This window comes from Psychrobacter proteolyticus, assembly GCF_039762275.1.
Taxonomy (GTDB): Bacteria; Pseudomonadota; Gammaproteobacteria; order Pseudomonadales; family Moraxellaceae; genus Psychrobacter; species Psychrobacter proteolyticus_C.
Genome location: NZ_JBDLOB010000001.1, coordinates 244,918 through 267,693, shown reverse-complemented (window position 1 = coordinate 267,693; position 22,776 = coordinate 244,918). Strand labels below are relative to the sequence as shown.

Annotated in this window: 16 protein-coding genes, 2 tRNA genes and 1 other RNA gene; 13 read left to right on the top strand and 6 right to left on the bottom strand. The window is 43.3% G+C overall.

Translation table 11 applies throughout. The features are described from left to right. The first annotated feature begins 36 nt into the window (after positions 1–36). From ABFV72_RS01060 to ABFV72_RS01030, 7 genes are all read left to right on the top strand, one after another. A complete protein-coding gene (locus ABFV72_RS01060; protein WP_057759272.1) occupies positions 37–831 on the top strand; it encodes an ABC transporter ATP-binding protein in 795 nt (264 codons plus the stop codon). A 215-nt stretch (positions 832–1,046) separates the two neighbouring features. After that, on the top strand, positions 1,047–3,368 hold the full coding sequence (locus tag ABFV72_RS01055) for an FdhF/YdeP family oxidoreductase (protein WP_347161914.1): 2,322 nt from the start codon (positions 1,047–1,049) through the stop codon (positions 3,366–3,368). 94 nt (positions 3,369–3,462) lie between these two features. Further along, entirely contained in the window at positions 3,463–4,545 is a 1,083-nt protein-coding gene (gene fdhD / locus ABFV72_RS01050; RefSeq protein ID WP_347161912.1) for a formate dehydrogenase accessory sulfurtransferase FdhD, read from the top strand. A 783-nt stretch (positions 4,546–5,328) separates the two neighbouring features. After that, the gene (locus ABFV72_RS01045; protein WP_224737969.1) at positions 5,329–6,978 is read left to right on the top strand and encodes a sodium:solute symporter family protein; all 1,650 of its coding nucleotides are present in this window, start codon (positions 5,329–5,331) and stop codon (positions 6,976–6,978) included. Between the two features lie 84 nt (positions 6,979–7,062). Next, positions 7,063–7,197 carry a putative transporter small subunit gene (locus ABFV72_RS01040; RefSeq protein ID WP_211181310.1) on the top strand — a complete coding sequence of 45 codons (135 nt, stop codon included), beginning with the start codon at positions 7,063–7,065 and terminating at the stop codon, positions 7,195–7,197. A gap of 181 nt (positions 7,198–7,378) precedes the next feature. Then, positions 7,379–7,452, top strand: a tRNA-Cys gene (locus ABFV72_RS01035). A gap of 124 nt (positions 7,453–7,576) precedes the next feature. Beyond that, positions 7,577–7,663: transfer RNA gene (locus ABFV72_RS01030), tRNA-Leu, on the top strand. A gap of 281 nt (positions 7,664–7,944) precedes the next feature. On the opposite strand, the gene ABFV72_RS01025 is transcribed toward ABFV72_RS01030, so the two are convergent. The 3 genes from ABFV72_RS01025 to ABFV72_RS01015 all read right to left on the bottom strand — a co-directional run bounded on the left by ABFV72_RS01025 (position 7,945) and on the right by ABFV72_RS01015 (position 10,981). Next, entirely contained in the window at positions 7,945–9,573 is a 1,629-nt protein-coding gene (locus tag ABFV72_RS01025; RefSeq protein ID WP_347161910.1) for a long-chain-fatty-acid--CoA ligase, read from the bottom strand. Positions 9,574–9,865: 292 nt separating this feature from the next. After that, positions 9,866–10,224, bottom strand: a transfer-messenger RNA (tmRNA) gene (gene ssrA, locus ABFV72_RS01020). An 85-nt stretch (positions 10,225–10,309) separates the two neighbouring features. Further along, complete coding sequence (locus tag ABFV72_RS01015; protein ID WP_347161908.1) at positions 10,310–10,981, bottom strand: alpha/beta hydrolase; 672 nt, start codon at positions 10,979–10,981, stop codon at positions 10,310–10,312. A 411-nt stretch (positions 10,982–11,392) separates the two neighbouring features. On the opposite strand from ABFV72_RS01015, the gene ABFV72_RS01010 reads away from it, so the two are divergent. The 4 genes from ABFV72_RS01010 (at position 11,393) to ABFV72_RS00995 (ending at position 16,024) form a co-directional block, all read left to right on the top strand. Continuing rightward, positions 11,393–12,763 carry a glycerophosphodiester phosphodiesterase family protein gene (locus tag ABFV72_RS01010; RefSeq protein ID WP_347161906.1) on the top strand — a complete coding sequence of 457 codons (1,371 nt, stop codon included), beginning with the start codon at positions 11,393–11,395 and terminating at the stop codon, positions 12,761–12,763. Positions 12,764–12,995: 232 nt separating this feature from the next. Beyond that, on the top strand, positions 12,996–13,775 hold the full coding sequence (locus ABFV72_RS01005; protein WP_347161904.1) for a response regulator: 780 nt from the start codon (positions 12,996–12,998) through the stop codon (positions 13,773–13,775). A 16-nt stretch (positions 13,776–13,791) separates the two neighbouring features. After that, positions 13,792–15,588, top strand: coding sequence for a two-component system sensor histidine kinase CreC (gene creC / locus ABFV72_RS01000; protein ID WP_347161902.1), 1,797 nt, complete (start codon positions 13,792–13,794; stop codon positions 15,586–15,588). Positions 15,589–15,823: 235 nt separating this feature from the next. Beyond that, on the top strand, positions 15,824–16,024 hold the full coding sequence (locus ABFV72_RS00995; RefSeq protein ID WP_347161900.1) for a hypothetical protein: 201 nt from the start codon (positions 15,824–15,826) through the stop codon (positions 16,022–16,024). A gap of 134 nt (positions 16,025–16,158) precedes the next feature. Here the strand turns inward: ABFV72_RS00995 and aroC are convergent, their stop codons facing one another. Together aroC and prmB are read right to left on the bottom strand one after the other, a co-directional pair. Then, positions 16,159–17,262: a chorismate synthase gene (aroC, locus tag ABFV72_RS00990; RefSeq protein ID WP_347161898.1), complete on the bottom strand. Its 1,104-nt coding sequence runs from the start codon at positions 17,260–17,262 to the stop codon at positions 16,159–16,161. A 144-nt stretch (positions 17,263–17,406) separates the two neighbouring features. Further along, on the bottom strand, positions 17,407–18,579 hold the full coding sequence (prmB, locus tag ABFV72_RS00985; protein WP_101206117.1) for a 50S ribosomal protein L3 N(5)-glutamine methyltransferase: 1,173 nt from the start codon (positions 18,577–18,579) through the stop codon (positions 17,407–17,409). Positions 18,580–18,919: 340 nt separating this feature from the next. Between prmB and ABFV72_RS00980 the strand changes: the two genes are divergently transcribed. Further along, complete coding sequence (locus ABFV72_RS00980; protein ID WP_347161897.1) at positions 18,920–20,323, top strand: L,D-transpeptidase family protein; 1,404 nt, start codon at positions 18,920–18,922, stop codon at positions 20,321–20,323. Between the two features lie 152 nt (positions 20,324–20,475). Here the strand turns inward: ABFV72_RS00980 and ABFV72_RS00975 are convergent, their stop codons facing one another. Continuing rightward, positions 20,476–20,688 carry a hypothetical protein gene (locus tag ABFV72_RS00975; RefSeq protein ID WP_057759250.1) on the bottom strand — a complete coding sequence of 71 codons (213 nt, stop codon included), beginning with the start codon at positions 20,686–20,688 and terminating at the stop codon, positions 20,476–20,478. Positions 20,689–20,964: 276 nt separating this feature from the next. Here ABFV72_RS00975 and ABFV72_RS00970 point away from each other — a divergent pair, with 276 nt between their 5' ends. After that, the gene (locus tag ABFV72_RS00970; RefSeq protein WP_347161894.1) at positions 20,965–22,716 is read left to right on the top strand and encodes a TIGR00341 family protein; all 1,752 of its coding nucleotides are present in this window, start codon (positions 20,965–20,967) and stop codon (positions 22,714–22,716) included. Positions 22,717–22,776: the final 60 nt, after the last annotated feature.

The following is a 22,776-nucleotide window of genomic DNA, read 5'->3' as shown; positions in this document are numbered from 1 at the left end:
TTGCTTCGCTTGAAGAGACAATAAGGAATAATGATTATGATGCAAGCCACCGATTTACGGTTGACCTTTAACCCAGGCACGCCTATCGAAAACCCTGCCCTACGTGGTATCAGCTTAAACATTGCTGATGGTGAATTTGTTACTGTCATTGGTACCAATGGCGCAGGTAAATCTACTTTTTTGAATGCAGTAAGCGGTACGACTCGCGTCGATAGTGGCTCAATCTTGCTAAATGGCATTGATGTGACCAAAAAGTCTGCCCATCAACGCGCGCATTGGGTTGCTCGTGTCTTTCAGGATCCGATGGCGGGCACTTGTGAAGCGCTAACGATTGAAGAAAATATGGCTTTGGCCTACAAACGCGGCGGTAATCGCGGTCTAAAATTTGCATTGAACCAGAACAACCGCGATTTGTTCCGAGAAAAACTATCCGTTTTAAAATTAGGTTTAGAAAATCGTCTCACCGATCGTATGGGTCTGCTCTCTGGTGGTCAACGCCAAGCGGTAAGTCTGCTAATGGCATCATTGCAGCCATCTAAGATTTTGCTGCTTGATGAGCATACTGCAGCTCTCGATCCTAAGACTGCGGCATTTGTCTTAGAATTGACTGATAAGATTGTCACGGACAACAAACTGACCACGATGATGGTTACCCACTCTATGCAACAAGCATTGGCACATGGTACACGCACCGTTATGCTGCATCAGGGTCAAGTCGTGTTGGATGTCGCTGGTGACATTCGCAAAGGTATGACCGTACATGACCTACTCGATATGTTTGAGCAAACACGTGGCGAAAAAGTTGAAGATGACAGCCTGATTTTAAGCTAAGTTTTTGAGCTAATACTGCCAATAACTTACGACTTATAAATTTGTACCTGTCGGATACAACCATTTCCGACAACCTCAGAAACCTTCAAGAGAATTGATTTTTCTTTGAGGTTTTTTGTTATCTATAGTTAATGATCATATGAACTTTTCACTGACCATTATATAGTTGTCGTCTATCCAAGCTTCGCTGTTGTCATCTATCTATGAGGTCTGTCATGCGCAAAATTCCTATTTACTCCCACCCTGCTGCTGGTTGGCCTGCGCTGATCTCATCTACCCAAAAGCTAATGGATTATAAGACATTTTTGCGCGGTGGTATAAGTGTATTTAAAAGCAATCAGCCTCAAGGCGGATTTGACTGCCCAGGTTGTGCTTGGCCTGACCATAAGTCACACAAAGCCATCGATGTCTGTGAAAACGGCATTAAAGTCATTGCCAGCGAGACCATGACCCATAAAGCAGATGCCGATTTTTTTGCAAGACATACCGTCACCGAGCTACAAGGATGGTCTGGTTACGAGCTTGAGCATAGCGGCCGCTTATCAGAGCCGATGTATTATGATGCCGCGCAAGATCGCTACGTCCCTATCCCTTGGGAAAATGCTTATCGCATCATCGCTGAACAATTGGGGCAGCTTGATTCACCCCATGAAGCATTATTTTATACATCAGGCCGCGTGACCAATGAGCCTGCCTTCTTATTTCAGTTATTTGTACGCTGCTTTGGCACTAATAATTTGCCTGATTGCTCAAACATGTGTCACGAACCAACCTCAGTAATGCTAAGCAGACAGCTAGGTATTGGTAAAGCGACCGTGATGTTAGAAGATTTTGAACAGGCCAAGCTGATATTGATGTTTGGGCAAAACCCAGCGACCAACCATCCACGTATGCTAGAGATGCTCGCCCATGCTCATGAGCAAGGCTGTCGAATCATCTCAATTAACCCAATGCGTGAGCAGGGCCTGAGTAAATTTAGGAATCCACAAAAACCAACTCACATGGCAGCCGGTCAAAGTGCTGACATGGTCGATGATGTTATTCAAATTCAAATCGGCGGTGATGCAGCGCTATTGACTGGCATTGCCAAATGGCTGATCGAAAACGATAAAATAAATGATGATTTTATTACCACTCATACTTCAGGATTTGACCCGTTAAAACAATGGCTGACGGAGCAAACATGGGCAGATATCACACTTGGCTGCGGTATTTCTCAGACAGATATTATCAATCTCGCTGAACTCGTGGCCGATAGTCCAGCAACGATTTGCACTTGGGGCATGGGCATTACTCAGCATGTACAGGGTGATGACAATGTCGCGATGATTACCAACTTGCTCCTGCTGATGGGTATGATTGGTATCGACGGCGCCGGTGCATCCCCAGTACGAGGACATTCCAATGTACAGGGCGATCGCACCATGGGTATCCATGAGCGTCCTAGCAAAAGCTTACTAGACAGTTTAGAGCGTGTGTTTGAGCACCCTATGCCGCAAGAGCACGGCTATGATGTCGTCACAGGTGCCAAGGCTCTTATCGCTGGTAAATTGAAAGTCTTTATGGGCATGGGTGGTAACTATGCAGTGGCCGCCCCTGATACCAGCGCTATTGAGCAAGCCCTAACCACTACTCAGCTTAATATATTTGTCGGTACTAAGCTCAATGAGACTATGCTATACCCCGGTGCAAACAATTTGATCCTGCCCTGCTTAGGTCGTACCGAACGTATTGTCACAACAAAGGGTGAGCAGTTTGCCACTATCGAAGACTCTATGTGTCAGATCGTACCCACTCAGGGCAAGCTCAAACCTGTTAGTGATACTCTAAAATCTGAAGCGCAAATCGTAGCGGATATCGCGACTCATGTACTCGATGACGATTCGTCTATTCCTTGGCTTGCGATGAGTGAAGATTTCGATATTATTCGGGACTATATCTCTCAAGCGATTAATGGATTTGAAGACTTTAATCAGCGTATTCGCACCTCTGAGCGTGGCTTTCATTTGTATCATGCGGCGCGTCATCGTGTATGGAATACCGAGAGCGGCAAAGCTCAGTTTGAAGTACCACAATATCCGATTACTTTTGTTGCTGCACAAATGGCAGCTGCAAACGATATCGATGATATTGAAAATACAGCGCAAAAGGTTTGGCAATTGACCAGTGTCCGTAGCCATGACCAATTCAATACTATGATTTTTGGGTTTAAAGACCGCTATCGTCAAACGGATCGCCGTGATGTACTATTCATGCATCCTGATGAAATAAGCCGTTTAGGTTGGCAAAAAGGTGACCGTGTTATGGTCACTCGCCAGCGTGCTAAAGATAGCCTAGAGCAACCGCGTGTATTAGGCCCATTGGTATTGAGCGAGATGGATATTGCCTCTAACGCTGTTGCTGCTTACTATCCTGAATGCAATGACCTCTTTGATTTAGATACACATGCGCCAGATTCTCATATCCCAGCGTACAAATCGACGACCGTCGTTTTAGAGCGCATAGAGGCAAATACATCGATCGCTACGCCTGCGTAAATCATATTGTGGAGGGCCAATGAGAATGAAAATTTCATTGGCTCTACCTCTATATGACCATAAGCACACTCATAATTTTAGGCCATAATAAACCGTGATAACTATTGAAAATAATGCTGAGCAAAGTGAGGCTTTTATTGAACCCGCTATGATGGATAATTCAACTGACATTAAGAGAGTTGCACCTGAGCTGTCTAACGATGAGAGGTTGTCAGAGACACCACTTGCTCGTGGTCATTTCGCACAAAAGCATCATTACCCGTCAGTTAACAATAATCCTAATCATGACTCTCACCTTCAAATTGAGCCTCAGAGCACCAGCTTAGCCGTAGAAGCTGCGGTCTCTATCATCATTAATGGAATTCATTATGCTGTACTGATGGCCAGTCCTCATCAGCTAGAGTATTTAGCGGTTGGGTTCTTATTTAGCGAAGGCTTAATTCAATACAGTCACGAGCTACTCGACTGGGAAGTGACTCATCTTGCAGATCTAGCTAGCTATCAGCAGTTTGCTCAAGATTCGAATGACGAAGATCTTGATTCAGCATCAATTGAGCAAAGCCTACAGCAATTTCAAGATTACGATATCTATGTCGTGGAGTTGGTATTGAGCCAACGCTGCCATCAACGTATCCAAGCACAAAAACGGCAGCTAGCAGGGCGTACAGGCTGTGGTATGTGCGGTATTACTGGACTAACCCAAGCTTTGCCTGATTTAAGTGCTTACTCTCAAAGCAGTCTACAGTCCGACCATAATCAATCGACAAGCAACGATAGTGCTAAGACGACTGTTCCAAGTCTTGACTACCTATTGGCACTGCGTCAACAAGTGGATGCTGCGCAGCATACACATCAACTGACAGGTGCAGTACACGCCGCAGCAACGATACATAATCAGCAGCTATACTTATTTGAGGATGTAGGCCGCCATAATGCACTCGATAAACTTATCGGTTGGCAATTACGCCAAAAAGCAGACGTTAGCTGTGTGCTCATGACTTCGCGTCTATCTATTGAGCTGGTTCAAAAATCTATTCGAAGTCAAATCTCGTGGCTAGTTGGCATGTCAGCACCTACCAGTACAGCGGTGCGCGTGGCTGAGCGTTACGAACTTGGATTGGCTGGATTTTTACGTGATAACCGAGTCACTTACTACACCAAACAAGATAATATATAAAAATTCACTTCTACTTGTTCATTGAGAGCAACCATCTATCGCTCATTATGTATTTTTTCTAATGAAAGTTTCAGTTACTTACTCATAGTTATAATTTAGCTCATAGTGATATATCACTCGATGCTGCTCATAATAAAACCCTATCTTTCAATATTTTATTAAATATTTTATTAAATCCCTTTAAATAAATACTTATATGTCATCTGCGGTCATTATCTGGTAAATATCGGATAATGTTTGAGGTTAGTGACGTAATAGGTTACTCTTACCGCGCAAATATGTTACAGGTACTTAACAAATATGTAGTTTTATTTATTAATGCTGCTTAGTAACACATCAATCGCAATAGATGAGTAGAGACTTTCTACCTATTGCTTATTACAGCTGATAAGGCTGTCTAAATCGAGTTCGGGTCATGCCATCATGGCTTAGTGCTTATTCGTAATTCCGCTATAGACACTCATTACATGAGTTTTCTTTAGCACGTAGCTACCTTTGTGTATGCCTATTAATAGCGTGATGGTTTACCCATTAACTGACGCCTATTGAGAGTAGTCCCTGTCTTTTTGATTTGACACTATTTGTCTCATTAAGATTTGGGCGCGACACTTAGTATTTGCTTACCACTACAGTTGGTACTTTCGCTATTTATATTAGCCACATACGTTCGGTATGAGGGCTGTGTAGGCTGTGCTGTATTCCTAATGGTTTGGTATCTTTCATTTTTACTGAACTTTATTCATCAACTAACAATTGCGAGGTCTGAGTTTGAAAACTGAGTCATTGTTCCAATTTTCATCATTAACGATTATTTTATTATTATTAGCATTTTATGGCGGCACCTATTTGCTGTCTTTATTAATTAAAAAAGATAAAGAGACGACTTCTGGGTTTATGGTCGCAGGTCACGGTGTTGGCTTCGGTATGGGTGCAGCCAGCATGACCGCCACTTGGATTTGGGCGGCCTCATTTTATGCTGCGGCTACTTCTGGTTATAAATACGGCGTCTCAGGGCCGATACATTATGGCTTTTGGGGTGCATTGATGATTTTGTTCATCTACCCTTTCGGTATGCGCTTTCGTGAATTGGCACCAGACGGCCATACGTTAGGTGAACTGATTCATGCCCGCCACGGTTCATCAAGCCAATTAATCTTAGCCATATCCAATATTATGGGCAGTTTAATTAGCTTGATGGTCAACTTTACTGCTGCTGGAGCACTGGTGTCAGTTTTATCACCATTATCGTTCCAAACAGGAGTAATGATCGCAGGTATCGGTGTACTGAGCTATACATTGACATCAGGGTTTCGAGCATCTGTTTTTACTGATTTTGCCCAATTGGTCGCTCTAATGGCCATTGGTATTGTTATTATCCCCGCCGTATTATTCGCTATGGGTGGCCCTGAGGTCATGGTTAGTGGACTGTCAAACCTGACGTTAGAACAGCAGAACTTCTTCTCCTCTGAGGCATTCTTTCAACAAGGTGCACCCTATTTTGTCGCTGTATTAGCATATGCTATCGGTAATCAAACCATCACTCAGCGCCTATTTGCGATTGATAAAACCAAGATTAAAGCGACGTTTATCACTGCCACAGTCGGCTATGCTGGTATCGTTATTGGTCTTGGTATGATTGGACTAATGGCTGTGACGATTGGCGTGGAGCCACTCGATGGCAATATGAATAACCTCATTCCTCAAATGGTCAGTACTTATCTGCATCCTGTCTTTATCGCCTTATTCTTTATTTTAGTGATTGGGTCATTATCCTCAACCGCTGACTCAGATTTATCAGCGCTATCAACTATTATGATGGCGGATGTCTACGGTAAAAACATCGCCAAAAAAGGCCATGTCAAACCTAAAACGATGATGCTAATTGGTCGTGGCACGATGATTGTTGCGACAGCAGCTGGACTAATTTTTGCGAGCTTTAAGCTTGATATTCTCGTCATGCTAGTGTTTGTGGGTGCACTATGGGGTGCTATTGTCTTCCCTGTAATTGCCAGTGTGTTTTGGAATCGCGTCACCAATACTGCCTTTACCTCAGCAGTGATCGTCGGACTACTCTTATTTTGCGTTGCCCGTTTCGAATTACTTCCAATCACTGGTGTCACTGCCCTATTCTTTGAAATACTGGCTAGTGTCGGTGCAGCCGTCGTTATTGGTCTAATGGTCTTTGGGTTCTTAGGTCGTAAGATTGGCATGGTCGCCGCAGCTATCACGCTTGTGCTGATGCTTATCTTCGCTACTGGCTTCTTACGTCAATATATGGTCCTACTAGCCTCTCTAACCGCTTATGGCGCTAGTACCGTCGTCTGTGTGATTATCAGCCTGATGGGAGACGAACACTTCGACTTCGACTTAATTAAGCAGCGTGTGGGCAATTACGATAAAAAGTCGGAAATCCCATCATCACTTAAATCTTAAACCAAAGTCGCTTTATCCGAGTGCCGATTGGCCAGTAGTATTTGGCTAATCGCTACTCATTTAGCAATATTATAAGGAGATATCATGGACAACGTTTTTATCTACGGCTTATATATCTTAATTTGGCCTGCCATTACTCTTGGCGTACTCGTATTAATTTGCACGGCCACTTATCGTGATGTGAAAAGTGCCAAACGTGACAATAGAGATATAGTTTAGCGCACTATATTTTAAATCATCATCATTAAACGCTGGGTTACTGATTGCTTGAAAAAGCCTATTAATAGCATAAATGTCCTGAAACTGGGGCTAAATATAGACAAGATGATAAATAAGCTGTTTTTAACGAAAAAAGGACTTGTAATTTACTATATTTTTGCTAATATAGGCGACCTTGATTGGCTGGATGGCAGAGTGGTCATGCAGCGGACTGCAACTCCGTTAACGCCGGTTCGATTCCGACTCCAGCCTCCAATTATTTATTAACTTTACGTTAATTTTGGCTTGCATTATTATCACAACCGATTATAATAGCGACCACTTATCTAGTAACTAGATGGTCTATCAGCTAGTTTACATTTTAGATAAAACAAGTTTTGCCCGGGTGGTGAAATTGGTAGACACAAGGGATTTAAAATCCCTCGCTAGCAATAGCGTGCCGGTTCAAGTCCGGCTCCGGGTACCATTACATAGTCCTATACTATTTTATAGAACAGCTAAAGCCCCTGATATCAGGGGCTTTGTTGTATCTGGCGTTCTATACTGTCCTACTTTATCTATCCCAATCCATGCATCTGATGTACATGAATCTCTTAATGATCGTTTACAATAATAATGACAAGCGATATAGATGACGAGCATTTCAACTACTCTATTCACCTATACCACTATTCTTAGAGAAATCTGACTAGACTACACACTTGGTTTTGCAAGTGGCATTGTCAATCTTCTCTTTTAACAGCTAAATCAGCTATCCAACAATACATTGCCATAGTCATCACGCAGATCTTTTTTGACCATTTTCCCAGCGCCATTTAGCAGGATATTATCTACAAATATGACTTTATCTGGCACTTGCCAGCTGGCGATCTTACCTTCGTAAAAGCTCAGTACTTGCGACTCATCGATTTCTGAATCTGGTTCTTTCACCACAATCAATACTGGACGTTCGCTCCATTTTTTATGCTTTGCAGCAATAGCGGCCGCCATTCTTATCTGCGGATGAGCGACTGCGATGTTTTCCAGCTCTACTGACGATATCCATTCTCCACCAGATTTGATCAAATCTTTTGAGCGGTCTCGAATATTCATATAGCCATCAGCATCAATGGTTGCAATATCCCCTGTGTCGAACCAGCCGTCTTCAGTTATCGCATCAGGGTTCTCGGTATAATAATCGTTGATGATCCAATGCCCTTTGATCTGTAAACGACCTTGAGACATACCATCTTCTTCGACTCGCTGTAGCGGCTCGTCAGTATCTATGAGACGTAGCTGAACACCATAGGGCGGACGACCTTGAGAGTTACGCAATTCATTAATCTCATCTTTACTCAGCGATTTATGCTTGGCTTTTATTTGATTCATCGTTCCAAGTGGGCTGGTTTCTGTCATGCCCCAACCATGTACTGCATCACAATTAAAGTCTTCTCTGAACGTTTTGATTACCGATGGTGGGCATGCCGCTCCTCCGACGATGGTACGCGTCATGCTATCAAGCTTACTACCTCTGACTTTAGCAGCGGTTAATAGGCTTTGCCAAATCGTTGGAACCCCTAGAGCAACCGTAACATGACAATCATCGATGAGAGATACTAGACTATCTCCATCGAGATTAGGACCAGGAAGTATGAGAGAGCAACCAGTCAAGGCAGCCGCATAAGGTGTGCCCCACGCATTAACATGGAACATCGGTACTACGGGTAATAAAACATCTTGTGCAGAGAGCGCGGAGACATCAGGCATGCACAATGCCATCGCATGCAGCACAGAAGAGCGATGCGTATATAAAATCCCTTTAGGATTACCGGTAGTTCCTGATGTGTAGCATAAAGAGCTGGCTGTTGCTTCATCGAATTGAGGCCAGTCAAAGTCAGTAGAATTTTCTGCTAATAGCTCATCAAAGAACAGTACATTAGGCAGTTTTTCTACGATACTATCATCTCGATCACTTAGACAAATGAAGTGTGCAACACCTTTGATATGCTCTTTGATTGCCATAATTAGCGGTAGGAAAGTAGTATCAAAAAATAGCACACGATCATCAGCATCATTGATAATGTAGCTAAGCTGCTCGGGGAACAAACGTGGATTGATAGTATGGCAAACCATGCCACTACCTGAAATCGCATACCAAGCTTCTAAATGACGACGGTTGTTCCAAGCCAAAGTTGCTATGCGTTCTGATGATTTAAGTCCCAGTGTAGCCAACGCATTGGCCAATCGTTTTGAGTTATCTGAGACAGTACGCCAATTGGTATGAGTCATCTGTCCATCGACTTCTTTGGACAAAACCGCCGTATCACCATGATAACGGGCAGCGTGTTCGATTAGACCACTGATCAGCAATGGCTGATACATCATTTTTCCTAACATAATACATTCCCTGTAGTTATTTGAAAGTCCGCTTATTCTTGCTACTGCATCGCCTGATGCGAAGAATAGGCCTCAACTAAGAATAATCAGAATTATTCTTTAAGACAAGTTAATATTATGTTCTCCATAGGCAACAAAAAATTGTGATTCAACTTTAAAGACCTAATAATTACTCTATATAAATAGTTTTTACTTTCTCATCAAAAGTTTGTCAGTATCATGACTCATTTAATCAACCATAAAATTTAGACAAAAAAAATCCGACCACCTAAGTGATCGGATTTTTAATGTTTGGTGGAGATGGCGGGAGTTGAACCCGCGTCCGCCAGCATTACGCTCATGAATCTACATGTTTAGTTTCTGTCTTTAGTTTTAATCCGCACCGATCCGACAGTCAGGATGGATTGGACGATTCTCTACTTTTGAACCCAAGCAATTGAGACAATCACTTGTGGCGAGCCTACATGCGGACGCTTCAACTTAGTTAACCAACTGTAGGTGATCAGCAACTAAGTAAGCAGGGTTTAAGCTGCTAGAGCGTAAGTTTCGTCGTTTGCGACTATAACAATATATGTTTGATTAACGAGAGGACATACACTCTCGACATGCATCATTGAGTTTCATCACCAGCGTCGAAGCCAGAACATCCCCAATAAGACTGGCTATTATATAGGAGATATCGTTTATGTTTCAACCTATAAGTAGCCTGCATTACATTACGTTACAGCTTAATAGATTATGCCAAAACAGTGTTTAACCATTTGCCGATATTTTGGATCTGCGGCATGCAGACTTGATGTGCCATCGGATACGTATTGTAAGACACATTATAGTCCTTTGCCGACAATAACTGCTGTGCTTGCTCACCTAAGATGACAGGCACGACTGGGTCATGAGAACCATGTTCAATCAAAATCGGCATGTCTTTATTGGCAGCACTATACTCAATATTATCATTGGTCGCTAAGTAGGTAGAGAGCGTCATCAAGCCAGCCAAACGTTTTGGATAGCCAAGTGCCACATGATACGCAACTGCCCCGCCCTGCGAAAACCCTGCGATGACGATATGCTCTGGCAACACGCCGCGCTCTATCTCACGACTGATCAAATCTTGTATCTGCTGAGCAGACTCTTCAATCTGAGTCACATCTACTTTACGCTCCAGACTCATCTCTATGATGTCGTACCATGCTGGCATCACCATACCGCCATTTACCGTGACTGGGCGTTTAGGTGCATGTGGGAAGATAAAACGTACTGCCATATCGTCAGCCAACCCAAGCTGCGGTACCACTGGCTCAAAATCATGACCGCTAGCACCTAAACCGTGAAGCCAAATCACTGCGCGATCTATCTTTTTTTGAGAGGGATTGTGCTCAACGACGACTGCGTCTAAATAGTTACTCATAGTTATCCTTAATAATGTAGTGAGATATGCCTTAAGCATTTCTATATTTTTGCCAAAATAATGTGTGTGTCATTATATGGTCAATATCATCTGTTAGTTTGAGAGTATGGTCAATAGTAAGGTACTAAATGGACAATAGCGAAAATGTGAATAGTATAAGAAGACACGTATGATTTTACGACCGATAAGCTCAATACTATCAAGCTTAAAACTATCAAGCTCAAATACTGTCAGCTGTCTATTCTTTAGTACATGTGCCTACAATTGTATCCGCATTAATGCTAAGTTCTTACAAGAATGCGCGACCCTTAGCTTCTTTTAGCAAGTAGTAACCAATAGTCAAACGTTAATCTTTCAATTCCTATCCATACGTCCGATGGGATTTTTTATAATTTTGCAGGAACATTTTACATGACAATTTCTAATAAATCAGCGCTTGAGCTGAGTAAGCAGACGCCGGCTAAGGTTAATAAGATTAATCTCGCCTTACCTTTAACGCTGATCAGCTCATTATTGATAGTAGGCTGCACTACCGATAGCCGCTCAGTGCTCACATCAAAAGCCCCTTTATCGACAGCGCAACCGCAATCACAGCCACAATCGCCCTCACCTGTCGCATATACCTATGGAGTGCGTCCGTTTTATCTGATAAATGATATGGATGATGGACCACTAAAAGAAGAGTTACAGGCATGCAGAGGGCAACTGCCAAGTAAGACAGACTTCTCTATTGCACATCGGGGTGCGCCATTACAGTTGCCTGAACATACTTATGATAGCTACGTGGCGTCAGCACAAATGGGTGCTGGCATCTTGGAATGTGATGTCGCTTTTACCAATGACGGTGAGCTTGTCTGTCGTCATGCCCAGAACGATTTGCACACCACTACTAATATATTAGCCACGCCGCTCGCCAACCAATGCACTGTACCGCCAATATTGAATGCTAAAGGCAAACTTACCAATGCCGATAGTATCGAATGCCGTACTTCAGATATCAGTGCCGCTCAGTTTAAAACCTTGACGGGTAAGATGGATGCTGCCAATAAAAAAGCAACTAGCATTACCGAATATATGAATGCGACTGCACCTTGGCGAACGGACTTATACTCGCAAAATGGCAAAGTGTTAACTTTAACGGAGCATATCGCGTTGGCACGCCAGCTAGGCATGAAGCACACACCTGAGCTAAAAGCGCCCGCCGTGACCATGCCGTTTAACGGCTATCGTTTGGACGATTATCGCCAACAGCTGATAGATACTTATAAGGCAGCGGACGTGCCTGCACGCGATGTATTTGCCCAGTCATTCAATATAGAAGATCTGGATTACTGGATCAAAAACGAGCCAGCTTACGGGGCTAATGCCGTTTATCTGATTGATGACAGCAATGAAACCGCTAAGGATAAAACATTTAATAAAGATGACGCAGCCACATGGAAGCACTCATTGGCTGATATCAAAGCACGTGGCATTAACACCATTGCTCCAGCACTTTGGTTGCTAGTCACTACTGATGGTAAGGGAAATATGCAACCATCAGAATACGCAAAACAAGCCAAAGCCAATGGTCTAAAAATCATTACTTGGTCGATAGAGCGTTCAGGGCCATTAACGGATGGTGGCGATTGGTACTATAGCGGTCTTGGTGATGCTATCAACAATGACGGTGATATGATGAATTATATTGACGTACTAGCGCAGGACGTCGGTGTCCAAGGCATTTTTTCAGATTGGCCCGCTACAGTGAGCTACTATGCCAACTGCAAAGGTCTTAAATAGGTTTTCGCTTAGTCTATTAATAGACAGTCATGCTTAATCTTCGTTACCAAGGCCAGCTTATTTATTGAGTTGGCCTTTTTGTTAAATGCATTAAAATAATTACATCGCACACTATCTACTGAGCACCTTACTTTTCCATTAACTTTTCACACCATTTAACTCGTGGCAGCAAGAGCAGTCTGCTGTTTTGTGCTACGATAATTTACTAAGCTGATAAGACGATGTAGAGACTATGACCCATATTTTACTGGTAGAAGATGATCCTGCGATCGCGATGTCGCTTAAGGTTACTTGCAAGCGCGAAGGCTGGCAGATAACTTGGCTGGATAACGCCAGTAGCGTGCTACCCATGCTGCATAGTCATGAAGCACAAAATCTGTCGGCGATCATTATGGATGTCGGTCTGCCAGATGGTGACGGCTTGAGTCTATGTCAGCAAATACGTCATACGCCTGATATCGACGCCTTAAAAGATTTGCCTATCGTGTTTTTAACTGCACGTAGCGATGAAGTCGATCGTATTTTAGGATTGGAGATGGGCGGCGATGATTATTGCGCCAAACCCTTTAGTCCACGTGAATTGGTCGCGCGTTTAAAAGCCATTTGGCGCCGTGAACAGCTAATTCAGCAATCAGGATCTCATACCACAAACTCAAATGACAGTACTGATAATACTTCCTCAAATAATCTATCAGGACAAGCACTAACGTTTGAGAACCAATCTGGTGTTTGGCATTATCAACCGCTCAACTATTCATTAACGTGGCAAGAGCAAAAGCTTGAGCTTAGTAATACAGAACGCAAAATTTTGCTGACACTATTACAAGCGCCGCAGCAAGTCTTTAGCCGTGAGCAGTTGCTTAGCGCAGTAAGCGACTATCCTGACCACCGCTTGGCACGCACTATAGACAGTCATATCAAATCAATTCGTAAACAGCTCGCTATGGTAGATGTTAATGTCGATGTCATCCATACGCATCGCGGACTGGGTTACGCATTATGTCCAGCTTAACAATGGCTGCTAGTTTATGAATAATAAAACCAATCCTGCTGAGAATGATATTCATAACGACCAAAGCAATTGGTATGCCAAACTGCACCCTATTGGTACTGCTCAGCAAGCTCCCAAACGCAAACGACTGCTCAATTTAAGTATATTTTTTAGAATTTGGCTAGCCGTTGCGTTGGTGCTCGTCATATGCGGCGTGGTCGTGTTTACTCAGTTGTTTGGCTACGTCAAGCCAACCGCGCAGCAGGTCATTGAAGACACTCTCCTAGACACTAGCAAACTGTTAGCAGCCAGTCTACAGGTGCCGTTATCTACAGGACAGTTATATGACGAGGAATATCAAGCGCAACTTGATGCTGCATTTATCGGCATGCCAGCGATGGATGAAACGCTCAGTCCTGTCGATCGAACCAAAAGCTACAGTAGCTTTCGCGTATATGTGACAGACAGTAGCGGCATAGTCATTTATGACTCATTACCCAAACCTGATAATAATGAAGGGCAAAACTATGGACGCTGGAATGATGTCTATCTCACATTAAAAGGACAATACGGCGCAAGAAGCACGCTGCGAGATTATCAGCGGCGCGATGGTTCAGTCATGTATGTGGCTCAGCCCATCAAAAATCCGTCTGGAGATATCATCGGTGTGGTCAGTGTCGGTAAGCCTGTCGCTAGCGTATTGCCTTATTTAGATGACACGCGTAACCGCATGCTCATCACCTCACTACTTATCAGTATCGCCGCCCTTATACTGGCAGGTCTAGTAGCATGGTGGCTTAAGCAGAGCATTACCTTGGTGACTCAATATACCAGTGCATTGGCAGAAGACACTAAAAAGCCCTATTTCTATCTGGGTCATGAATTAAATAGCCTGACAGATACCATCGAGACCATGAAGCATCGACTCGAAAACCGTGCTTACGTCACTGATTATGTCCATACTTTGACCCATGAGCTAAAAAGCCCTTTAACCGCCATACGCGCCAGTAGCGAGCTGTTAGAGGATGATGGATTGGATGGCAATAAACTGGATAATGAAGATCGGCAGATGCTCATTGAGACGGTTGGTGAGCAAAGCGTAAAGATGCAACAGCTCATCGACCGACTTCTGTTGCTGGCTAAAGTAGAACAGCCTACCTTTAAACTCAACCGACAACTGACTCCCCTATTACCATTATTGCAAAGTTTGATCAGAGATAATACAGCCAAGCAGCAACAGCAGAATCTATACCCTATTGATATATATATTGATAATAAGAATGTAACCAATACTGCAAACTTGCCAGCAGAAGTACTGGCATCGACCAGCGTGTATGCTGACCAATTTTGGTTAATACAAGTACTGCAAAATGTGCTTGATAATGCGATACACTTTGCAAATCGTACTGTTGAGATTTCATTGCATAGCACTGCTCGAACCGTCACTATCGATATATTCAATGATGGTAAGCTGCTACCCGAATATGCTATCGCAAAAGCATTTGAACGTTACTTTAGCTTGTCTCATCAAAGCCAACCATCACCTCAAACAACGAATCGCACAGACAGCAATGATCTAAATACAGAGTCGGCAGATCCGACGACTGAGCTGAGGCAGACTGACCATAGTAGTAATACACTTAAAAAAGGCACTGGCCTTGGACTCACCTTAGTAAAGCAAGTGATTGAACATCATGGCGGTCAGGTAGCCATCAATAATGTCCGTACTAATGATGATAAAGCTGGCACTGATGAAGCTACACCTGATAACACTGATACTGGTAAAAATCAGCTTTCTGGTGTGATGGTTAGTATTACCCTACCACTAGCTTGAGAATAATAACTTATAGTCGATTCAATTTAAGAGTAGTACAAGGCAACTGAGTGCAGATGTATATGTGATACTTCAAGCGAGGTTAACGCTGTAATACTTTTATAGTGGAGTGACTATATAATAGTTCATCAACTTTCCATCATGACTACACAGGATTTCTACTTCATTGTTTTACGATAGCACTAGGATCTATTGAACCGTCAAATTCGTAAAGTAAATTAGGAGTAGAAAATCTATGTCACATCAATTAACGGATAACCCTATTATCAATAACCTAATCGGCTTTAGCCGTCATTACTGTGCACAGACATTAACTAGCCAAGGTGTCGATAGTATTGAGTTTGGTCACTGGCTAGCGGTGCCTAGTCAGCGGTTATTATTGGTATTTCGACACCAGCAGTGCGTAGCTATTGATGAGTATCAACTGGCAGCCTGATATCTTGATCGCTCAACACATTAATTGTATTTAGGTAACACCTGTATTTTATTTAGACATAAAAAAGCCCTTTATTATTTCTAGTATTAAACTACTGGAAACAACAAAGGGCTGATTACTCTACAACGAAAATACTAAGTAATCGATTGTACTGGCGGCTGCACATCCGCGTTTTGACCGCGATGACGCAGATAATGGTCAAGCACTACAATCGCTAGCATCGCTTCGGCAATAGGCGTAGCACGCACACCAACGCAAGGATCATGACGACCCTTAGTCAGCATATCGACTGCTTCACCTTGAGTGTTAATGCTCTTGCCAGCAGTAGTAATACTAGACGTTGGCTTAAGCGCAATACTCACACGGATATCTTGGCCTGATGAGATACCGCCCAAGACACCACCAGCATGGTTTGCTGCAAACCCATCTGGCGTCAGCTCATCACGAGCGCTATGTCCGAATTGACCTGCTACCGCCATCCCATCGCCAATCTCGACGCCTTTGACCGCATTGATACTCATCATCGCATGAGCGATATCTGCATCTAAACGATCAAATACTGGCTCGCCTAAGCCTACTGGCACACCGCTCGCAATGATATCAAGGCGCGCGCCACAGCTAGTGCCTTCACGGCGCAAGTTATCAATCAATGTCTCAAACCGGCCAATCGCTTCTTTGTCTGCACAAAAGAACGGATTACTATTTACAAACTCCCAGTCAATTTGACTCGGATCTAGGACGTTACTACGCTCATTGCCGATTTGGGTCACGTGACCACGAATTTGTACGCCCAGACGTTCTTGCAAGTATTTCTTGGCGATAGCACCAGCTGCCACCCGCATAGCCGTCTCACGCGCTGACGAACGACCGCCACCACGATAGTCACGGAAGCCATATTTCATACTATAAGTATAGTCAGCGTGTCCAGGACGGAAAGTATCTTTGATATCGCTATAGTCTTTAGATTTTTGATTGGTATTACGAATCAATAAGCCGATAGACGTACCTGTGGTTTTGCCTTCAAATACGCCAGAGATAATCTCAACTTCATCAGACTCACGGCGCTGGGTTGAATACTTAGACGTACCCGGTTTGCGACGATCCAAATCTACTTGTAGGTCGTCTGCAGATAATGCTAAACCTGGTGGTACGCCATCAACGATAGCCATAAGGCCTGCGCCATGTGACTCACCGCAAGTGGTGACCGTAAAAACCTGCCCAATACTATTGCCTGCCATAACTGTCCTTAAACAAGTAAACGCTACTGATGACTATGTGACCAATCACTCATAGTTACTGCTTATACTGCTTGTAATGAGTGATTGTATTGTTATTTATAGTTTCGGCTCGTGCAGCCGATACCTATTTGACCTAATATTTATCTATTGAAGGCTATCTAATAGCTGAACGTAAGAGGCAAACAATTGACGGTTTGAAACTAGCTCATCATAGGTAATCGCAAAGACACCATGACCGCCATGTGCAAACTTCAACCAATCAAATTGGATTTCAGGATAGGCTTGTTTTAGGGCCCATTCGCTGTCACCTACTTCACAGATCAGCAACCCATCTGGGCTAAGGTAATCTGGCGCTTCAAATAAGATACGATGTACCAAATCTAAGCCATCTTGGCCAGCTGCTAGTGCATGCTCAGGCTCATACAAAAACTCAGGCGGCAAATCTGCCATGATAGCAGCGTCTACATACGGCGGATTGGTGACGATAAGCTCATACTGGTTCTCAGCAGGTATCTTGGCAAACAAATCAGACTCGATTACGTTTACTTGATGACCAAGGTCATGATGATCGACATTGACCATTGCTACTTCTAATGCGCCTTTATCGATATCAACGGCATCAACCAACGCATCAACGAAACGAGTAGCAAGCGCGATTGCGATACAGCCAGAGCCAGTACACAAGTCCAAGATACGCTCAGGCTGCGACAACTGCTTCACATCTAGGCCATGGTCATAAAATACCGCTGACTTTTCGTTCGGACTGACGCCCAGTGGTTTGGCCAATTCAGTAACTTCAAAGTACGGATGAAATTGCTGACGAATCAACTCTGCAATCGGTGAACGCGGGATAAGAACACGCTCATCAACATAAAAAGGCAAATCGCAGAAGTATGACAAGTTAATCAAATAACTGAGTGGCTTACGCTCAGCGATACGCTCTTCTAACAGTCCTAGTACCAATTGCTTTTCAGACGTGGTCAGACGACAGTCTAAAATCTGCTCATTGGCAGACCAATCGAGAGACAAGGAGTGTAAGACAATGGCTGATGCCTCTGCAAACTCATCGGTCGTGCCTTGTGCAACAACGACGTCATAATTACGCAGCTGCGTGACTGAAAAACGAATAAAGTCGCGAATACTGACGAGCTGCTCACGTGCTTCGTTTAGCTCTGCATGTAAGTTAGCAAATTCATCGTGCTCACCAAGAAGTCCAGTCTCTAAATCATACTCCATCTCACCGTCTAGGCCCTCAGACTCATCGTTGAAGTATTGGTTTTGAAACTCTTCTGCACTCATTGTTTGGTCTTCTGACATATCGCACCTTGTGGATTAACTGCTAGCGGGTTAAATTGCTTTTTGCTAAAAATTGTTATATTAAATAAAATTCAGTCATACATTATAGACGTAAACCTCTAGTAGCGCCAATAACTGTCATTTTTACTTGCACAAAAAATAGTGCGAATAATGAACAGTTTGCGTAAGAATCGAGCACGACGCCATACACACCTTGGTTAAATTATTACCCAACTGTAGCGAATACGTCAGCAGTTGACGTTTGGCAAGTCTTAAATGCAAAAAGATGTGTCAAAAGTTTGCGATGCAATCAAATTATGCGCATAATAGCCGCATTAGTAGCAACCACAAGTGACTCAATATGATGAAAATAAAGCCAATTATTACTGCCATATCTATCGCAGCTGTAAGTGCTAGTGTAGCCGCACTTGCTGCACCTGCCGATAGTACTCGCACATTGCCAGTACGCACGGCTGACGCTATGCCAGGTCTTGCCAAAAAGGTTAGCCTTAATGTGCAAGAGAACCGTAGTCGCTCAGATGGCGCTGCTGCTGTACAGTTAAATACAGAGAAAGCGAAACCAGTCGACAGCATGAACCAGCTTATCAATAATAAGCAAGAAGCCAGTCAAAACGCGCCCGCCCCAGCTGCTGACAATATGAGCGCAGCAGAACTGACGCGTAAAGATGAGCAAGCTGACCGCAATGATGACATTAGTGAAGGTCAAGCCGTTGCGGCGCCTAGCGACCTATCATCTATCGACTCTTCTGATCCACTCGCTTTTGAATTACCAGAGAGTGAGAAGCGTCAAGACTTTAGCGATGATCCAACTATCAAAAACATCGAAGACAAAGACGGTAAGAAGCACACAACGCTGAATTTGTCGAACTATGCCAAGCAAGTGAACGGTGCTGTCTGGTCACCTAATATGAAGGTCAACTCAGCGATGACGATCAAAATGCAGGCGCTGCTTGATTGGAACCATGCTTCTCCTGGTCCTATTGATGGCGGTTGGGGTATGAACAGCAAAAAAGCCCTTGTTAACTTCCAAACGATGAAAGGCTTGCCAGCGACTGGTAAAATGGACCAAAAAACTTGGGATGCCTTGGTTAAAAATATCCCTGCGAACAAACCCGTACTGGTCACTTATACGTTGACCGCAGACGATATCAATACCAATTTTGCGACCACGCCTTCTGGTTCAGAAGCGAAGTCAAAAATGAAAGGTCTTTATTATCAAGATATTAAAGAGATGCTAGGTGAACGTTTCCATATGGATGTACGTTACTTAGACAAACTCAACAAAAATAAAAAGTATGCTGTTGGCGAGACTATCACAGTGCTAAATACTCGTGACAAGCTGAATCAACGTATCAATCGCGTAGTCGCCAACAAAGCCGACAAAACATTGTATGCCTATAATGGTGACAAATTGGTTGCCACTTATCCAACGACCGTTGGTAGCGATGCCACACCGTCTCCAAAAGGCACGTTCAAAATTATCAATAAAGTGAAGATGCCTTGGTATAAATCAACCGTCGGTGAAGGCGCTCAAAAGAAAGTTCACATGATAGCACCAGGACCAAACAACCCAGTCGGTGTCGTTTGGATGGGATTATCTAAGCCTTCTTACGGTTTACATGGCTCACCAGTACCTGAAGGTATCAGTCGTCAAGGCTCAGCAGGTTGTGTTCGTTTGACCAACTGGGATGTGTTAGAAGTTTATGCCAATATCGAAAATGGCGCGGTTGTCGAACTTCAATAAATAGAACTGTATTAAAGCTAGCTTCGATGCTAGTTAGCAAATAGTTTTAATAATAAAAAAGACCTCAATATTGAGGTCTTTTTTTATTTGCTGATGGGCGGTTCCACTTCTCATCGATAACACTGCTTGTCTTTATGTTTTACTGTTCGCCTTTATGTCTTATAGCCTTCCTCATTCCCAGTAATACTGCCAATTTTTTTGGTAAAGAATAATCCTGCAGGTATCGAAGCTAGGACGCCCAATCCCACTGCTATTTGAATATGAAATATCTCATCGAACCCTGTAATGAGAGCACCAATCATAAAAAGTCCGATAGTCACGGTGGCTGTCATTGAGTAGATGACAGAAAATAATGGCCAGTTCATAAGTTATTCCTTATCTTTATTGTGGATATGATATATTTAACCTTAATTCCACAAAAAAAGTAAGTGTTTACCGTGAACCCTTATAGTAGCTATATTGAATGACTTTAGAATAAAAACCATGCTATTATTAAGGTTTTAAACTTAATCATAAGAAACATCCGTTCCTACTCTCACCTTCTCTCAACTCTTTTTTATAATTTTCAAGAATCTCCTATATCTTTATCTATTTATCATTACAATAATGACTTTCTTTATCTACTAAGAACGCTATCTGCTATGTCCTCATCTGAAAAAAATACTGCGTCTAACTCAGTGGATCAAAACGATTCACCAAACACTACTGACGCCTCTCACAATCAAGACGCGACAATTGATCCAGTAGTTGATGATGCCGCTGTAGACAATGATGAAAGCGAAGACAATCAACACAAGCAATCGACTGATACAGATGGCGAAATAGACTCCGAAGTAGACACTGAATGTGCGCAGCCGCCTGACGCTGAGATAACGATGGAAACCATCAGTGACGATGTGGTCGTAGCAACATTGGAATCGACAGAACCTGAGTCACAATCAAATACTGAAGCGTCTGAGATTGCAGAGTCAGAAACTATAGAAGCGAAAGGAAAGTCAGACTTCTTCCAGTCGGATACGGCTGAAACAACAGGAAAAGGTGCTCGAGACGATAGTGACGCGGAGGTAACGGTAGAAGCAGAAGACAACTATGCCGATGACCCTGCTGATGGCACAAACATCGCAGCACAGTCATCAGATAACAAAATAGCCAATCAACAAAAGACAAAAAATGAATCTAGTCGCGATGATAACAATCAAGAGAATAATTCAGAAGATAAAAGTCAAAGTAAAGACACCGATGTAGAAGATAGCGATACTCAAAAGGCTCAAGATGAAAGTGACGAAGATGAGGTTCAAGAGGAAAAAGAAGCCAAACTTGAGTCTTATAAGCAGTTTGTCGCCGAGCAATTCAGCAATCAAAAGGTAGATTACCCAGAAGTACGGGTTAGGATTGAGGCGAACGCGCTGCCTAGCAAGATGTACTTCATCATGAACATTTTGTCTGCCATCATTGCCAGTTATGGGCTAGTGACCAATTCAGCGGCCGTAGTCATCGGAGCGATGTTAGTTGCGATGATGCTAGGCCCTATCACTGGTATAGCGCTAGCGATTATCGATCACCGTATGCCATTGCTACGTAAGTCGCTTTTTACCGTCATCATCGGTGTCTCATTGGTGGTATTGGTCGGCTTTATCGTTGGTTGGCTACATAAAGACCAACCGCTAACGGCAGAAATCCTATCTCGCACTCAGCCTACTTCCATGGATTTGATGATTGCCTTAGCTGGCGGTACGGCTGGCGCGTACGCGATGGTATCCCCGCATCTCTCGGTTGCTGTTGTCGGCGTTGCAGTTGCCACAGCCTTAGTACCACCACTGGCGGCTAGCGGTATCTTGCTCGCTAATGGCGAGATGCAGCTTGGGCTTGGTGCCCTGTTATTGGCAGCGACCAACATTCTTGCTATCCAGTTTACCAATGCGCTTGTATTGTGGGTCTTAGGGTTCCGTCGTTTGGTCGATGATGATTATAAATCCAATACCTATCTGACTTTTTTGCAGCGTAACGCCGTGACATTGTTGCTACTTGGTGGCTTAGGTGCCTACTTGACTATCAATCTACAAACCAATGCCAAGCAGCAAGTATTCGAAAGTAGTGTAAAAGAAGCCATCAACAACTACTTTATCGATCAAGGCAATGTATTGACCAATACACAGTTTGATACCTCAGAAGAGAACCAAGTGGTGCGGGCAATCGTACGTGGAGAGACATTACCAAGCTCATACGATGTTCGCCAGATTGAAACGCTCATTACTAATGATATGGCAGAGAATTTCCCAGAGTACTTGCCAATCAAGCTTCAACTACGTTATTTGCCTGTGCAAGTAATCGAGTCTAATCCAACGACGCAAGACAAATTAGATGAAACGGATGCGGCAATTTTGACCAATTAGTTTGCATACTTTACAAATTAGGCAATGACTAGCACACGTATAATAACCTAGTAGTTATAA

Bases quoted from the DNA above. Each gene is read 5' to 3' on its own strand.
- ABFV72_RS01055 (WP_347161914.1), top strand. From the start codon at position 1,047: ATGCGCAAAATTCCTATTTACTCCCACCCTGCTGCTGGTTGGCCTGCG.
- creC (WP_347161902.1), top strand. From the start codon at position 13,792: ATGAATAATAAAACCAATCCTGCTGAGAATGATATTCATAACGACCAA.
- aroC (WP_347161898.1), bottom strand. From the start codon at position 17,262: ATGGCAGGCAATAGTATTGGGCAGGTTTTTACGGTCACCACTTGCGGT.
- ABFV72_RS00970 (WP_347161894.1), top strand. From the start codon at position 20,965: ATGTCCTCATCTGAAAAAAATACTGCGTCTAACTCAGTGGATCAAAAC.
- ABFV72_RS00975 (WP_057759250.1), bottom strand. From the start codon at position 20,688: ATGAACTGGCCATTATTTTCTGTCATCTACTCAATGACAGCCACCGTG.
- ABFV72_RS00980 (WP_347161897.1), top strand. From the start codon at position 18,920: ATGATGAAAATAAAGCCAATTATTACTGCCATATCTATCGCAGCTGTA.
- ABFV72_RS01010 (WP_347161906.1), top strand. From the start codon at position 11,393: ATGACAATTTCTAATAAATCAGCGCTTGAGCTGAGTAAGCAGACGCCG.
- ABFV72_RS00995 (WP_347161900.1), top strand. From the start codon at position 15,824: ATGTCACATCAATTAACGGATAACCCTATTATCAATAACCTAATCGGC.
- prmB (WP_101206117.1), bottom strand. From the start codon at position 18,579: ATGTCAGAAGACCAAACAATGAGTGCAGAAGAGTTTCAAAACCAATAC.
- ABFV72_RS01060 (WP_057759272.1), top strand. From the start codon at position 37: ATGATGCAAGCCACCGATTTACGGTTGACCTTTAACCCAGGCACGCCT.
- ABFV72_RS01040 (WP_211181310.1), top strand. From the start codon at position 7,063: ATGGACAACGTTTTTATCTACGGCTTATATATCTTAATTTGGCCTGCC.
- ABFV72_RS01015 (WP_347161908.1), bottom strand. From the start codon at position 10,981: ATGAGTAACTATTTAGACGCAGTCGTCGTTGAGCACAATCCCTCTCAA.
- ABFV72_RS01025 (WP_347161910.1), bottom strand. From the start codon at position 9,573: ATGTTAGGAAAAATGATGTATCAGCCATTGCTGATCAGTGGTCTAATC.
- ABFV72_RS01005 (WP_347161904.1), top strand. From the start codon at position 12,996: ATGACCCATATTTTACTGGTAGAAGATGATCCTGCGATCGCGATGTCG.